Raw genomic sequence first — 14220 nt, forward strand, 5'->3', positions numbered from 1 at the left:
TTGTGTTTCTAAAGCCGCCGAAGGGAACGAAATGAGCCGAAAAACCGCACTCATTACCGGCATCACCGGCCAGGATGGTGCCTATCTGGCCGAACTCCTTCTAGCGAAGGGCTATGAAGTCCACGGCATCAAGCGGCGTTCCTCGTCGTTCAACACCGGTCGCATCGATAATCTCTACCAGGATCCGCATGAGAAGGACGTAAGGCTGTCGCTGCATTATGGCGACATGACCGACGCCACCAACCTCATCCGTATCGTCCAGGAGGTGCAGCCAGACGAGATCTACAATCTCGCCGCACAATCGCATGTCCAGGTGAGCTTCGAGACCGCGGAATATACCGCGAATGCCGACGCGATCGGCACATTGCGGCTCCTCGAAGCAGTCCGGCTGCTTGGCCTGACAAAAAAGACGCGTTTTTATCAGGCCTCGACTTCCGAGCTCTACGGCAAGGTGCAGGAAATCCCGCAGCGGGAGACGACGCCTTTCTATCCTCGGTCGCCCTATGCGGCGGCAAAGATCTATGCCTACTGGATCACCGTGAATTACCGCGAAGCTTACGATATTCATGCGTCCAACGGCATCCTGTTCAATCACGAAAGCCCGATGCGTGGCGAGACCTTCGTTACTCGCAAGATTACCCGCGCGGCTGCCGCAATCAGCCTCGGTCTTCAGGACAAGCTCTACCTCGGCAACCTGTCGGCTGAACGGGATTGGGGCCATGCCCGCGATTACGTCGAAGGCATGTGGCGAATTCTTCAGCATGACGTGCCCGACGACTACGTTCTTGCAACCGGGGTGAAGAACTCGGTCCGCCGCTTTGTCGAGCTTGCATTCAGCGAGGTCGGGATCGAGATCGAGTGGGTCGGTACCGGCGTCGACGAAAAAGGCATCGACGCGAAATCGGGCGCCGTTCTGATCGAGGTGGATCCGCGCTATTTCAGGCCGACCGAAGTAGAGGTGCTGATCGGCGACGCCTCGAAGGCGGAGCGCGTTCTCGGGTGGAAGGCGACGACGTCGCTCGCCACGATGGTCCAGGAAATGGTTCAGTCCGACCTCGAAACGGTAAGACGGGAATCCGAACACCGGCGCCTGGACGAGGATCGCATTCGCGTTGCAGCACAGTAAGCAACGTTGGACCGCTTCAACATGAAAATCTCGGTCTTGACGGTCTGCCGGAATTCAGCGGCAACGATCAGGCACACACTTGACAGTTTTTTTGCCCAAGATCATGAGGCCAAGGAGTTGGTCGTTGTCGACGGAGCCTCGACCGACGAAACGCTCGCGATCGTTCGTTCCTATGCCAGGCAAGGGCTACAGATCATCAGCGAGCCTGACCGAGGCATGTATGACGCTCTGAACAAGGGGCTTGCGCTTTGCACGGGCGAAGTAATCGGGGCTCTTAACGCGGACGACGCGTTCCATGACGCTTCCGCGCTCGGCTCGATCAGCGAGGCGCTTGCCGAAAACGACATTGTCCACGGGCACCTCGACTTCGTTGATAACCATGAAAGCAAGCGGGTGGTTCGCCGCTGGCGGGCGGAGCCAAGGCCTCAAAATGGGTTCCGTACGGGCTGGATGCCTGCTCACCCTACCTTCTATGTTCGACGCGCCGTTGCGGAAAAGATCGGGCCGTTCGATCTGACGCTCAGAGTCTCCTCAGACTACGACTGGATGCTGCGGGCCGTCGAGCTTCATGGCTTCAGGGTTGCGACCGTGGATCAGGTCCTGGTCGACATGATGTTAGGAGGCGCAAGCACAAGAAGCCTGCGTTCACACATCGGGCACAATCTGGAAGCGCTGCGCTCTCGACGCCGTTGGCTTGGGTCAGGCCCGGTCGATTACGCGCTTGTGGCGAAGCCGGCGCGGAAAATCAGTCAGTTCGTTTTCGGTCGGCGAGGTTAGACCACACAATATAGGCCCTGAAACCTTTTACCTGTTGGGCGAGCGTGCTTGGATGGGCATCAAGGTATGGTGGAGCACATCACTGATGGAACGCAACACCATCCGTGAGCAAGACCCGTTTAGAAAGGGGAGACGGTGGTTCTCACGAGGTTTATTGGCTGGAACAGGAACGCCGCAGCGTGGCTCGAACGCCGCTTTCCCAGAATTTTCGGCGCGCCATCTTACAAAGCGGAGTTGGAGCGTCGTATCGCTAACGACATTGCGCGCCTAGGCCCGTCGGCGATCCTCGAGGTCGGCGGGATTGATCGGCCGCTTCTGCGGCGGGGTAGGGGCTTCACCTATATCGGTTTGGACATCGAAGAAAAACCCGATTGCTATCGCATCTATGATCGCTTTGTTGTCCAGTCGATCGAGCAACCAATTGATGTCCAGGCAGACATGCTTATTTCGATCACGCTGATGGAGCATGTGCCGGACAACAAATCGGCAGCACGCGCAATGTTTCTAGCGCTACGGCCGGGCGGCGTGATGCACCACTACATTCCGTCGAAATGGCATCCTTATTCGGTAGCGCTGCGGCTCGTCGGGCCGGCCCTTCAAAAATGGCTGATCCCGCACCTGCGGCCGTCGGCCGTCGGCGTTACTGGCTATCCGGCATTTTTCGACCGTTGCTCTCCTCCGGAGATGGCGGAGTTGTTCCGCAGTAAAGGGTTCGAGCAGGTCGCGGTCATGTCATTTTACCGCGCGAGCGACTATTTCGCTTTCTTCCTCCCTGCATACCTTTCCGTCGTTTTGTTCGAGAATCTTTGCGCAGCCCTGAACTGGCGCCTTTTCTGTTCCGGCTTTGTTATCAGCGCTGTAAAGCCCACCGACCAGAGGTCTGACTCTGAGGCTGGGACGCGTTTTCGCCGATAACCGAACTGTGAGAGTAGAAGAACTTCGAATTGAGAATGAAAAGAAATCTTAGGTGTACAGAGCAAAATGGCGAACCGGCTCTCGTCTATGCAGTCGCCCCTGCGGGGCATCGCCAAGCCTATCTTGACCTTTTTTCGCCTCTTTTTGGCCTTCGCCCTGTAACTGGTCCCATCGGGTATAGGCTGTGGATCAAAATGGTCAAAGTACCGAGACTCTTGTTTGCCACGGTCGATGATGGCTATTTTTGCTTTATTTTGGTCGCAATAACCAGGTCGTTTCTTGGTCGGCGCACCGCAGGGCTGTTTCTTCGGCCAAACCAATGCTTTGAACCGAGCAAGTTTGTCCATAGACTGAAGAAATGGATGTTCATTGCAGCAAGAAGGCTCCTCCCCAGTGTTTCACTTTTTACCATCTTGCCGTTCAGTTTTGAACCACGGTTCGAGAAGATAGCTCGATCATGGGTCCACGACCCTCAGATGTGGGATATGCACAACGGCAATGGAATAATTGAACCGCCAAAAAGTGACTTGTCTCAACTGATAAAAGAGCAGGCAGGCAGTCGGTCTGTACTTTGTTACGTTGGGAGCGGGAAGCTTGACAAGGGATTTGCGTTTTTAGCGGAAATTCTTTCGAAGTATCCGTCTATCTCTGAGAAAGTCCTTGTTGTATGTGCCGGCCGGGTGGATGTGCAATGCCGGAACTCCGCAGAGAAACTTGTTTCTGCTGGCGGCATGTGTTTGGATCGATTTGTTACCGACGATGAATTGGCCAGTCTTTATGGGGTCGCGGACTATGTATGGTGTTGCTACGACCCTAGCTACGATCAGGCATCCGGGATTTTTGGCCGGTGCATTCAGTTCGGGGTAAGTCCGGTAATTCGAGCCGGATCATTGCTCGAGCGCTACACCGATGAGAACGGGGTACAGCCGATCCGGCTCACCTACGGCGATGTAGATATGGCGAGTGCGCAAATCATGAATCTGCCCGAGCGCGCCGGCAAAGCAGCGCGCCCACAGGAACTCATCGGCGCATGGCGAGCAGACTTCATTCAGAAGATCAGCACAGCCTTGTAAGATAGAATTGAAATTATTTTTCCGGCAGTCAGACGATTGCTAAAAGAATGTTGTTGTAAGGTTAAATTAGGATGCTGAAGTCGCTTTCTCCAAAGATCAAGCAGGCCTTGCGCTTAGCAGGGCACAAAATTGGTGTAGATGTACGCGTCAACGGACCGGAACATCGAAATGATCTAAGGCTTCGCCATTTTCTCGAAACCCACAGCGTCGATACGGTGCTCGACGTGGGAGCCAACGTAGGCCAATTCGGACGTGAGCTTTTCGACACCGGCTACGCTGGCCGTGTCGTCTCGTTTGAACCTTTGCCGGAGGCGCATACACAGCTTGTTGCTGTCGCTCGCAAATCCAAACGGCAGTGGGAAGTGGCGCCACCGGTCGCGCTGTCCGACGAAAAAGGTACGGCGGAGTTTAACGTAGCGCATGCCATAAGCACCAGTTCGCTGTTGAAGCCGAGAGACTCACTCGTGTCGGCAACACCGGGCACACGGGTCAACAAAATGATCAAAGTACCTACCGATAGATTGGATGCGCTTGCCGATGCTCACAAGTTTGCAACCGGGCGGGTTCTGTTGAAGCTTGATGTGCAAGGCGCAGAAAAGCGTGCGTTGGTAGGCGCTGGTGATTTGCTCAGTCATTTCACCGGAATTTTGGTCGAGATGTCAATCGCTCCGCTGTATGAAGGGCAAGAAACCTTCGATGACCTGCATGCCATGATTTCCGGGCGCGGATTTGAGCTTTGGGATGTGTGTGCGGGTTATCGCAATCCCGGTACATTTCAGTTGAAACAGATGGATTTCTTATACTTCCGCACATCTTAGCCCCAGATCTGCCTGGCACCAACGCGGTGCTCGAGTTCCGGTAGCAACGTGCAGAGCCTTATGAATGCGAATCCGCCCTCACTTCCTGAGCTTAAATTCTATCGCCCGGACGGGTGGCAATGTTGTCGCCTGGTCCTTTGCGAAGGCTTCTCAGTGATCCAGCGCGATAGCCAGGCGCTGATCTCCAGAATACGTTCGGCCCTGCGTGACAATCGGCTGGTCAAGAATGCAGCCGTAGCGCTCGTGCAGCCGCTTGTCGCCATGGTTTGTTTGTTCGGTGCGTATCGAATTCTGACGCGCGCAGTCGGCATCGAAGGCGTCGGGCTTTGGTCTTTGTTGGTGGCAGGATCGCTGGTCGCTCGATTAGGGGATGTGAGTGGTTCGGGTGGACTGGCGAGATTTGCGGCAGTGGAGCTATCGAAGCCGAAACTTGAAAATGCTGTCGTCCGTTATATCAATACAGTGACTTTGACGTCGACCGCCTTCAATGGGTTTGCCGCAGTGCTATTGTGGATCGTGGCCGACTTTGTGATCGATCGGTTTGTTGCTCCTCGACACGTCGCTGATGCAAGAGCGCTGATGCCGTTTGCAATTATCGGGACGGTATTCCTGTCCCCGATCGCGGCAACTATCTGCTCGGCGATTGACGGAACTCAGCGCGTCGACCAGCGGGCGATCCTGGTGAGCGGCTCTTCAGTTGTCTTGTTACTAGCGTCATGGCTGCTTATCCCGAGGTATGGAGGCATTGGCTTTGGACTAGCCCAGATTCTGCAGCAGCTCATCGTTATAGTTTTCGGTTGGGCGGTGCTTCGCAGGCGTATCCCGCACCTCGGCTTGTTTCCAAATAGTTGGTCACTGTCCGTGTTCAGGGAAACGGTTGGCTTCGGTCTGCGCCTGCAGGCCAGTGGGCTGGCTGTCTTGCTGACTGAACCGCTTGCGAAGCTGATTATCAGTCAATGGGGTGGCCTGAGCTTCGTTGGCTATTACGAATTCGCCATTCGTTTCCTCAACCAGGTGCGCGGTTTGGTTGCGGCGGGCGCCCAGCCGCTCGTTGCGGCTGCGGCGGGTATCGGCAATGATGTATCGAAGCTCGACGCTATGCTGGACAAGTCAACCAAAGTAGCAATATTGGGCGGAATGTTTGTCTGTATTTCCGCAGTGGTGTTTTCCCCATTTTTCAGTTACCTTATGCTAGGTCAGGTTCGGCGGGAGTTTATATACGTCACTTGTATGATGGCCTTTGGATTCGGAGTAAATGTTCTAGCAATTCCGTCATTTCTTGTTGCCCTGGGCCGCGGCGTGATGCGCTGGAATTTGGCTAGCCAAATTCAGGCGGCTGTGGTGATCATCGTGCTTGGAGTGCCTCTCGGCCTGAAATTTGGCGGCTACGGTGTTGTTGCAAGCTTGGCTGCGGGACTGGTCTTTGGCAGCGCTCTAATTCTGGCAGGCAATGGTCATGCATTGAAGAATTTTTCAGTTATAAAGCGAAACGCAAAATGGATGTTAACGTCCGTTTTTTTTATGTTTTTAGTCTGCTGCTTAGGTGCTGCTCTGACTTTCGAGTTTGTCAATTGACCTTGATTTGCGTTTCAAGCCCCAGAGGACGCTACATGTTGATGGTGGGGAAGTATACGCTGAGCGTTTTGTGCGTTCTTTAAACTCCGTTCTTCGTCTGTCGCCGCATTTTCAGAGGGTTCCGTGTCTCACAAATTGAAAAAAGTCAAAAGAAGCTTGTCAGTAGTTTTGGCTCCCCTAATATATTCACTAGGAAGGGCCTTGAACAAGCCGAGCTTTGCGGCGTCTTCTATCAAGTTTGACGAATATTATTTGAGAGGATACTTTGAACTTGCCCGGATGAACGATCGGTCCGCTGAGGTGGTTACACCCCTTGTCACCTCCGCGCTCCTTTGTGCCTCTGTTGGAAACGATGGGGGGAAACTCATCAAGGAACTTGTCTCGGGTTCTCACTCGCAGTTGGTGCAGGACATAGTGTGCGTTCTGACCTGCGAGCAGAAGCGGGACGGATATTTCGTCGAGGTCGGTGTTGGTGACGGAGAGACGCTTTCCAATACGCTGTTACTCGAGCGAGATTTTGGGTGGCGCGGCATTCTGGCTGAGCCAGCGGATCGCTTTGAATCCGCTATCCGCGGTAAACGAAAAGCAATTCTCGATACGCGCGCCGTGACAGCCCAGAGCGGTGACACACTCGTGTTCGAAGAGGACGTTCATCTCGGGGAGCTGTCCGGCCTGGCAGGCGTCCGTGAGGCTAGAGGGGATCAAACGCTCCGGAAATACCAGGTCGATACGGTCACCATGGATGATCTCCTGGATCAGCATGGTGCACCTGAATACATCGATTATATTTCAATCGACACTGAAGGGTCAGAGCTACAGGTTCTCCAGGGCCTTTCGTTGAACCGGAGGAAAGTAGGGCTATTTACCATCGAGCATAATTTCAATCTGGAGAAGATGGCGGCGCTTAAAGCGAAACTCATACCCCTGGGGTACCGTCAGATCTTTCCGGAAATATCGAGCTTTGACATTTGGTTCGCCCACAGGGATCTTTCCTCAAAATACCTGTAACACTTCGGTTGTTGTTTATGGACGACATGAGTCACTATCCGATTTAGGATCACTCGGCCGTGGATTTATTCCGGAAGATATCCCCATACTGTAGCACAGGGTTCGATTGATCTTTGAGCGATCTCGGCGGTTCACGGTCGCCACGTGTCCGTCGTTGCTCTCCTTTGGAAATGTCAGCAAGGACTGTGCATGCGTATTTTTCAAAATTCTGGGCTTTCGACAAGCTATCGCTCCCGACTCGCTGGTCTTGTGGCGGGGATTCGTGGATTTGAGCAGCAAATGCAGTTGTTTCTGAATGACCGCTACGGGGCTGCACATATTCTCTCGCCGATATTTGAGGGTCGCCCGGAGGCATTCTTTACGAACGGCGACGATGATTCGCTGCAGCGGGCCTGGGCAAGCGAAAACGGGCTGGGCCAAGATACGCCACTGGCCGACATCCTTCTCGCCCAGATCGAACATCATAAGGCAGACATCTTCTACAATCTCGACCCATTTCGTTACGACGCATCTTTCGTGCGCCGCTTGCCGGGACATGTGAAGCGAAAGATTGCCTGGCGTGCCGCGCCGGGCAAGATTGATTTTTCAGGTTATGATCTTGTGCTTTGCAATTTCCCGTCAATGCGAAGGCTTTGGGAGGAGCAGGGCGCCAGGACGGCCCACTTCTTTCCCGCTCACGATCCGGAGCTCGATACCGTCGCTGCAAATCGGAGCAGGGACATCGATGTCCTTTTCTTCGGTGGCTACAGCCGCCATCACCAACGTCGGCGGCAGATCTTGGAAGCTGTCGCAAGTCTTTCCAGCCGCCACCGCGTTGTTTTCCATTTGGACCTGTCACGCTACACGCCGCTCGCCGAGACGCCGCTTGGCTGGTTCGGTCCTCTGAAATCTGTACGCCGCCCACGTGCGATCCGCAAAGTCAGCGAGCCCCCGGTGTTCGGGCGTGCGATGTATGAACAGCTTGGAAGAGCCAAGATTGTGGTCAACGCCTCGATCGACATGGCAGGCTCTGACCGTGGCAATATGCGCTGTTTCGAAACGATGGGAGCTGGAGCTCTGCTGGTCTCTGACTCCGGTAGCTATCCCGCACCGATGCGCGATGGGGAAACCATGGTCGTCTATGAACAGCCGCAGGACGCATTGGAAAGAATCGAGCGGCAGCTGGAGGAGGGAAGCTGGGACAGGATTGGGTGGGCCGGGAACCGCGCGATTCGTGAAGAATACAGTAAGAAACGCCAATATGAGCGGTTTCTTGAACTGGTCTAACGGGTTATCTGGACCCTCGTTCTCACCTGTCGCTCGATAACTGGACGAAACCTGAGGGGCGGACTTTAGGCGACGCGCATTAGCTGGCCGGCGCCAGCCCATTGTCTCGACTGAACGAGACATGGTATCGATGTAGCTGTTTCAACAGGTGCCGTCATCATCATGCATGTCAGCAAACCCGTTCCGATCCATAAGGATTTGTGGGCTTGGAGCTTTGCCTTGGCGATTGCCGGCTATCCGTTGGTCGGAATCGTAACATCTGTGATCGCAAGAGAAGATCAAGTCTTATCGATCGCCTTTCGCGCTCTGGTAATCGGCCTCTGTGGGCTGTCTTTTTTTTCAGACCGGCAGAAAGCTTGGCGGTCCGCCGACGCATGGCTATTTGTTTTTGCCGGACTTTATACAATGAAGCTTGGTATTGATGCCGGCTACGAAATAGATGGGGCATCGGACGCCCTTGTATTTGCCGTTCTCACTTCGATGGTGCCTGCGGCTCTTCTGGGTTTTTCAACAAACAAATGGTCGGAGATCAATGTAGCATGGGCACTCTTCATCGTCGGAGCGTTGAGCGTGCTGAGTATCATTTGGCTGCAGTATACTGGCTCCAATGCCGTGCGGCTTGACAACACCGAGCGAGTTACTCTCGATCGGTTAAATCCTATTTCCATAGGTCACGCCGGACTAACTACACTTATCGCATCATATACTCTGATAAGAGTTTGCCGAAGAAAAATAGCAAAAATCGCAATTGTTGCTGTAGTTGCCGCTTCGGTATTCGCCATTTATCTGGCAGCTGCTCGCGGTCCAGTTGTTGCCTTGGCATGCTGCATCGTTGTGCTTCCTATGCTCCGCCCTAAATTCACAACCATGATCCTGTGTCTGCTGTGTCTTGCGGTCGCGGTATTGGCGTTGGCGATCACGGACATAACGCCGTTGCTCGATAAGCTTAACTTGACGACGATTGGAGAAGACCGTTCGACAACAGATCGTCTAGAATCGGTTGCGCTATCGTGGCAACTTTTTCAGCAAAACCCGTTGTTTGGCTACGGAACGCAACTGCCTCTGTTCATGTATCCCCATAATATGTTCATGGAGATCCTTCAAGCCATGGGGCTTCTCGGTATGGCGATATTCATTCCGGTTTTCGTGAGGATAGCATCGGCGGTAAAATTCCTGGCCGACAAGCGCTTGGTGCTTCTGCCGCTTTTGACCACGCAAGCCATCGTAGGAGCGCAATTTTCTGGGTCGCTCTGGGGATCGGCGTTCCTTTGGACCATCATTACCGTCTTGATCTTCCGCTTCAATGCCATGAGGTCATTTGATTTGGGGGCACACCGAATTGGGATGCGGCGCTCATATGCCCAGTTTGGGGCACCCAGTAGGGTCGGGTAACCTGCCGTTCGACGCCGGGATGCGCCGGAATATAAGCCTGAAATACGATCACAGCCCGCTATGGAGCTTTGTCAAGCTCGTTCAGGAATCTCCGGGTAGCCTGCCACCACTCCGCCTTCTCATCCCATTTCGCTGGCCGATACGGCGAATTGCTACCGATAGTGCCCCATATAACGATTCCGTCGGCCAGCCTCCTGCAAGTATCCAGTTGGGTATACCAGAGGTCATCCGGCAGAAACGCAAGCGTATTATGAAACTGCGGCCACAGAAAGCAGTAGACTGGCTTTCCTTGTGAAATCCTTCGTGCTTCCCCGATGTTGGATTGCGCATAGGCTATCCAAGCGTCCTTGTCGCCGTAAAATGTGTACAGCGAGGGAAATAGCGCATCGACATAAGGGATGAGGGAGGAAGCGAGGTTGGTGTTTTGCTGCTTCCAGTCGTCCAGTGCAACGGCGCCCTGATGGCCGATTGCTCTCCAATGATCCCTGATCGGCAAGACAGCATAAAGTCCGAGCTTTACGCTCGGGTCTGCCTTTCTGAATGCGCTGAGCGTCTTCTGATATTTCGCGATGGACGATGCTTGATCCGGACCCTCAAGGGGCCAGCTTTCAACGTCGACATTGAGATATTCGTTACTCCTCGGCACTGCCAGCGCTTGCCGCACCTGGCCGGCGTCGGGAACATCTGGTCCCAGAACATGAGGGTCCACGATCGTAAGATGCTCGAACCCGAACGCCCGCAAATCGGGCCCGCCGGCAAACCGGATAGCTTCGAAAAGCCTGAACGGAGCGCGCTTTTCCGCCGTTGCGGGCCATGAGCAGGCTAGAAGGCAGATCACACAGAATATTGTCTTGAAAAACATGATGCTTATCCGATTCGCGAGTTGCGAATTTTACGCGGACGAAATTCGCGCGGTTTGAATTTTCGTGGGCCTGAACTTGACGAATTTTGAAAACGGTAGCTTAGCTTGACGTCTCGAACAACTTCCTGACTGAAGCGTGATAGACACTGGAAATTATCCGCTTGGGTGGTGGACGGGCGAAGCATGCAAGCCTATGACCGTACGCTGTCGCATTCGTCAAGCTGAGCCTTGGCGGCGGCTGTTGTCGGCGCGAAAGCGTTTGGCGGCAACATCGTACCGATTCTTGCCCTCGGGACGAATGACCAGTTCGGAACGGCTCCGGCACGACCGTAGCCACCGCCACCGACATCATCAACGCCTTGGTGGCCTCGGGATCCCCCCGAATTCTTGGAATACTCCCGATCAAGCCATTGTCGGGGTGGGATTCCAACTTCACCGGCGGGCGCACCCATGAGCCAATGGAACCGCTACCGATCGAGCGATGTCCCGATGGACGTAGACTTCGTCGGCGAAGCTCTCTTCTCCGACGGGCTGCATTCCAACGTCAATGGCAACGATCGTATGGCGCAGTTGGAGGTCGAGTTCTTTGCCAGCGCGTTCTAAGGTGACCCGTGCTCAGTTACTAAATAGCTCAGTTCTATTTTGAAAGGTCGCGAATCTGCCTAGCTGGATTGCCCGCAACGGTGGTAAAGGGCGCCACATCTTTCGTCACAACAGACGCGGCACCGACTACAGCACCCCTGCCGATTGTGACGCCTTTTAGGATCGTCACGCCCATGCCGATCCAAGCATTGTCGTCGATCGTTACCGGAGCGATGCCGACATCGGTCCAGTCCTTTTTGCCTTGGCGCCAGTCGGCCACATCCTTCGCGCGCTGCTTCCAGTCGAGAGAGTGCGAGTTGTGATCAACGATCGTCACATCCCAGGAGATGACGACGTCATTGCCGATGGTGATACCGGCCGCCGCGACCAAGTGGCTTTTGCCGATGAAGCAACCCCGGCCGATTGTGATGCTTGCTTCGGGCCGATCGAAGGAGAAGTGGCAGTTAAGAGTGGTACCTTCGCCTATCTCATGGCGGCCTTTGCGGGCCGTGCGGGCGCTCCGGATGCTCATCTTTGTGCCGGCACCGGCATTAATCCCTGCCAGGCGACAGAGAAAAGGCGGTACGAACGGCATCAATTCTCTCCGAGCGGTCTCTGCGCCGGTCTATCTTCAATAATGTGGTCTCCGTCGCAGAGGAAGAGGTGCCGCCAGTAGAAATGGGCGCAGAGATCTTCGAACTTTCCTCTTGCCTCTTCCTCGTCATTCGTCTGAAGCATCGCCATCGGGATTCTCCGATTGTCGATCACCTGGACTGAAAATCGCAGATCGGTTTTCTCTCTCGGTAAGTCCGTAGTCATCGGCTCGGCCATTCCTTAAAATCTAGTCGCCGAGCATCATTTGCGGCAAGAGCCGGCGGTTTGCAAGGATCGAGTTCCCGTCATTTGCTTGCGGGCGACAGGCGGCTGAGGTGCCTAGACTGGAATGGCCCTGTGTGGCAAAGGTGCTCCGGGCAACCTTGGGGTGGTAACAAATTTGCATCGTTCACTTAAGCCGTTCATAGGCCCAATTAGAGTCGCCCTGGGAAGGTCGCGAACCGACAGAGAAGCTGAGTTGATGACTCAGTTGAGCAAGTCGCCCAAGCCTTCGATCCTGCTGTTAGGCGATAGTCTGATGGCAACGTCGCAAGCACAGATCGGAAAACACGACCTTGTACTGGGTGCAGTTGGCCGGTCTCGCATTGCCGACGTCCTAGCGATCGTCAGTCGCATCAAATCCAACGGTTTTTGGGATAAAGCCGGTGGATTTGTTGTCGGGGGGGGGATCAACGATGCTGAATTGCGCGAAGGGGACGATCTGGAGTCCAGGACAATCTACTTCAGGTCCGTTTTGGATGCCCTAATACGCGGCTGCTTGGATCGACCCCTAGCAATACTCACCATTACCGAGCCCGACAAGGAAGGGGCACACGTCGAGCGGTTCAGCAGGGAACTGATCGAACGCCAGAATGCCGAAATCCGCGCAGTGAGCCAACGGGCAATCGTTTTCGACATGAACGCCAGGTTCAGGGCCTCAATGGCAAATGCCGGGCTGCCGGTTTCGTCCGGCTTTTCGGACGGTGTCCATATTTCAGAGCTTGGCTATCAGCATTGGAAGCCGTTGCTGCACGAGTGCATCCAGGCGATACGCCAGCGCTAAATCTCGACGAATGGCATGTCTTTGACGGTCTCCCACTGCTGCTGCGGCGTTGGCCAGCGGTGCGACTCGGTCGATAGCATGAGACAATGACGATTTGAAGGAGACGAAATCCTCAAGGCTTTTGTCCCGTTGGTCAATCTGGTAACGCTGGCCACAGGAATTTTGGCGCCCGTCCTGGATGGGTTTTCAAAGGAGACTACTTTTCATGGCTAACGCCGACAGCATCATTGCCATCTATGACGACTACTACACCGATGGGAAGGTGGCAGCGAAACGTGAGGTCGCTTCCAAGCAATCTGTCGGACACATCGAGACGATCATTGCCGGCCAAAAATTCGATAAAATACTCGACATTGGTGCCGGTGAAGGTGCCGTCTTGGATAAGCTGAACAAGAACGGGTTAGGAAAGTCGCTTGGAGCCGTCGAGATTTCGACAAGCGGCGTCGAGGCGATCAAGGCCAGGAAGATTGCCAACCTGGCTAGTCTGGATATTTTCGACGGATACCATATCCCGCATCCCGACAAGTCTTTTGATCTCGGCCTCGCGATCCACGTCGTCGAGCATGTCGAGCACGAGCGCATGTTCTTGCAGGAGGCGGCGAGAGTCTGCAAGAAGCTTTACATCGAGATACCCTTGGAGCATACGCGGAACCTCAGCAAAGCAATCCGCATGTCCGGACCTTATGGGCATATAAATTTCTACACCCCACTGACATTCGAAAACCTGCTCAAGACGTCCGGCCTCGAACTTGAAAGGCTGATGACGTTCGGACACGATCTGGCTTATGAGCAGCACTTGGCCGGCCCGTCAAAGGGATGGTTGAAATATAAGCTGCGAACTGAATTTCTCAGATTCGCGCCGAAGACCGCAGTGCGCAATATGGCGTACATGGCCGGAGCGCTTTGTTCGTCCAAATAGCTCAGAATTGGAGGGGGCGACGCCAGTCATGAAAGAGCTGCGCAAAAAGATCGAGGACTATCTCTCAGGCCCTGGGTTCAGGCCGAAGTTTGCAGTGAACAAGTTCGACTACAACTACGCCTACAAATATATGAACTACTAGTATTACGATTACGGCACGAGTACCCCGAAAATTGAGGGCAAAGTCGATGATGGAGCAGACCAGCCCGCTTATGCAAAATCTCCGGCGTTCAGGCGTTTGGTTCGCCGC

Annotated in this window: 14 protein-coding genes; 12 read left to right on the plus strand and 2 right to left on the minus strand. The window is 54.4% G+C overall.

The genetic code is table 11. The annotated features are described in order from the left end of the window. Positions 1 to 31: 31 nt before the first annotated feature. From gmd to AC0L2K_RS28780, 9 genes are all read left to right on the plus strand, one after another. The gene (gene gmd / locus AC0L2K_RS28740; protein ID WP_473532977.1) at positions 32 to 1126 is read left to right on the plus strand and encodes a GDP-mannose 4,6-dehydratase; all 1095 of its coding nucleotides are present in this window, start codon (positions 32 to 34) and stop codon (positions 1124 to 1126) included. 21 nt (positions 1127 to 1147) lie between these two features. Then, positions 1148 to 1903: a glycosyltransferase family 2 protein gene (locus tag AC0L2K_RS28745; RefSeq protein ID WP_473532978.1), complete on the plus strand. Its 756-nt coding sequence runs from the start codon at positions 1148 to 1150 to the stop codon at positions 1901 to 1903. Between the two features lie 135 nt (positions 1904 to 2038). Beyond that, the gene (locus AC0L2K_RS28750) at positions 2039 to 2818 is read left to right on the plus strand and encodes a methyltransferase domain-containing protein (protein ID WP_473532979.1); all 780 of its coding nucleotides are present in this window, start codon (positions 2039 to 2041) and stop codon (positions 2816 to 2818) included. Between the two features lie 35 nt (positions 2819 to 2853). Then, positions 2854 to 3891, plus strand: coding sequence for a hypothetical protein (locus tag AC0L2K_RS28755; RefSeq protein ID WP_473532980.1), 1038 nt, complete (start codon positions 2854 to 2856; stop codon positions 3889 to 3891). Positions 3892 to 3962: 71 nt separating this feature from the next. Further along, a complete protein-coding gene (locus tag AC0L2K_RS28760; RefSeq protein WP_473532981.1) occupies positions 3963 to 4709 on the plus strand; it encodes an FkbM family methyltransferase in 747 nt (248 codons plus the stop codon). Between the two features lie 60 nt (positions 4710 to 4769). After that, the gene (locus tag AC0L2K_RS28765) at positions 4770 to 6284 is read left to right on the plus strand and encodes a lipopolysaccharide biosynthesis protein (protein WP_473532982.1); all 1515 of its coding nucleotides are present in this window, start codon (positions 4770 to 4772) and stop codon (positions 6282 to 6284) included. A gap of 201 nt (positions 6285 to 6485) precedes the next feature. Continuing rightward, the gene (locus tag AC0L2K_RS28770; RefSeq protein WP_473532983.1) at positions 6486 to 7292 is read left to right on the plus strand and encodes an FkbM family methyltransferase; all 807 of its coding nucleotides are present in this window, start codon (positions 6486 to 6488) and stop codon (positions 7290 to 7292) included. 189 nt (positions 7293 to 7481) lie between these two features. Further along, positions 7482 to 8558: a glycosyltransferase family protein gene (locus AC0L2K_RS28775; protein ID WP_473532984.1), complete on the plus strand. Its 1077-nt coding sequence runs from the start codon at positions 7482 to 7484 to the stop codon at positions 8556 to 8558. A gap of 162 nt (positions 8559 to 8720) precedes the next feature. Continuing rightward, positions 8721 to 9950, plus strand: coding sequence for an O-antigen ligase family protein (locus tag AC0L2K_RS28780; protein ID WP_473532985.1), 1230 nt, complete (start codon positions 8721 to 8723; stop codon positions 9948 to 9950). 58 nt (positions 9951 to 10008) lie between these two features. On the opposite strand, the gene AC0L2K_RS28785 is transcribed toward AC0L2K_RS28780, so the two are convergent. Beyond that, on the minus strand, positions 10009 to 10812 hold the full coding sequence (locus AC0L2K_RS28785) for a hypothetical protein (protein WP_473532986.1): 804 nt from the start codon (positions 10810 to 10812) through the stop codon (positions 10009 to 10011). Between the two features lie 450 nt (positions 10813 to 11262). On the opposite strand from AC0L2K_RS28785, the gene AC0L2K_RS28790 reads away from it, so the two are divergent. Then, positions 11263 to 11415 (plus strand): hypothetical protein, encoded by a 153-nt coding sequence (locus AC0L2K_RS28790; protein WP_287344710.1) that lies wholly within the window; start codon positions 11263 to 11265, stop codon positions 11413 to 11415. A 34-nt stretch (positions 11416 to 11449) separates the two neighbouring features. Here the strand turns inward: AC0L2K_RS28790 and AC0L2K_RS28795 are convergent, their stop codons facing one another. Next, entirely contained in the window at positions 11450 to 11989 is a 540-nt protein-coding gene (locus tag AC0L2K_RS28795) for an acyltransferase (protein WP_473532987.1), read from the minus strand. A gap of 480 nt (positions 11990 to 12469) precedes the next feature. Between AC0L2K_RS28795 and AC0L2K_RS28800 the strand changes: the two genes are divergently transcribed. After that, positions 12470 to 13051 carry a hypothetical protein gene (locus AC0L2K_RS28800; protein ID WP_473532988.1) on the plus strand — a complete coding sequence of 194 codons (582 nt, stop codon included), beginning with the start codon at positions 12470 to 12472 and terminating at the stop codon, positions 13049 to 13051. Between the two features lie 205 nt (positions 13052 to 13256). Beyond that, positions 13257 to 13970 carry a class I SAM-dependent methyltransferase gene (locus AC0L2K_RS28805; RefSeq protein WP_473532989.1) on the plus strand — a complete coding sequence of 238 codons (714 nt, stop codon included), beginning with the start codon at positions 13257 to 13259 and terminating at the stop codon, positions 13968 to 13970. Positions 13971 to 14220 lie beyond the last annotated feature (250 nt).

The organism is Mesorhizobium sp. WSM4817 (genome assembly GCF_055811135.1).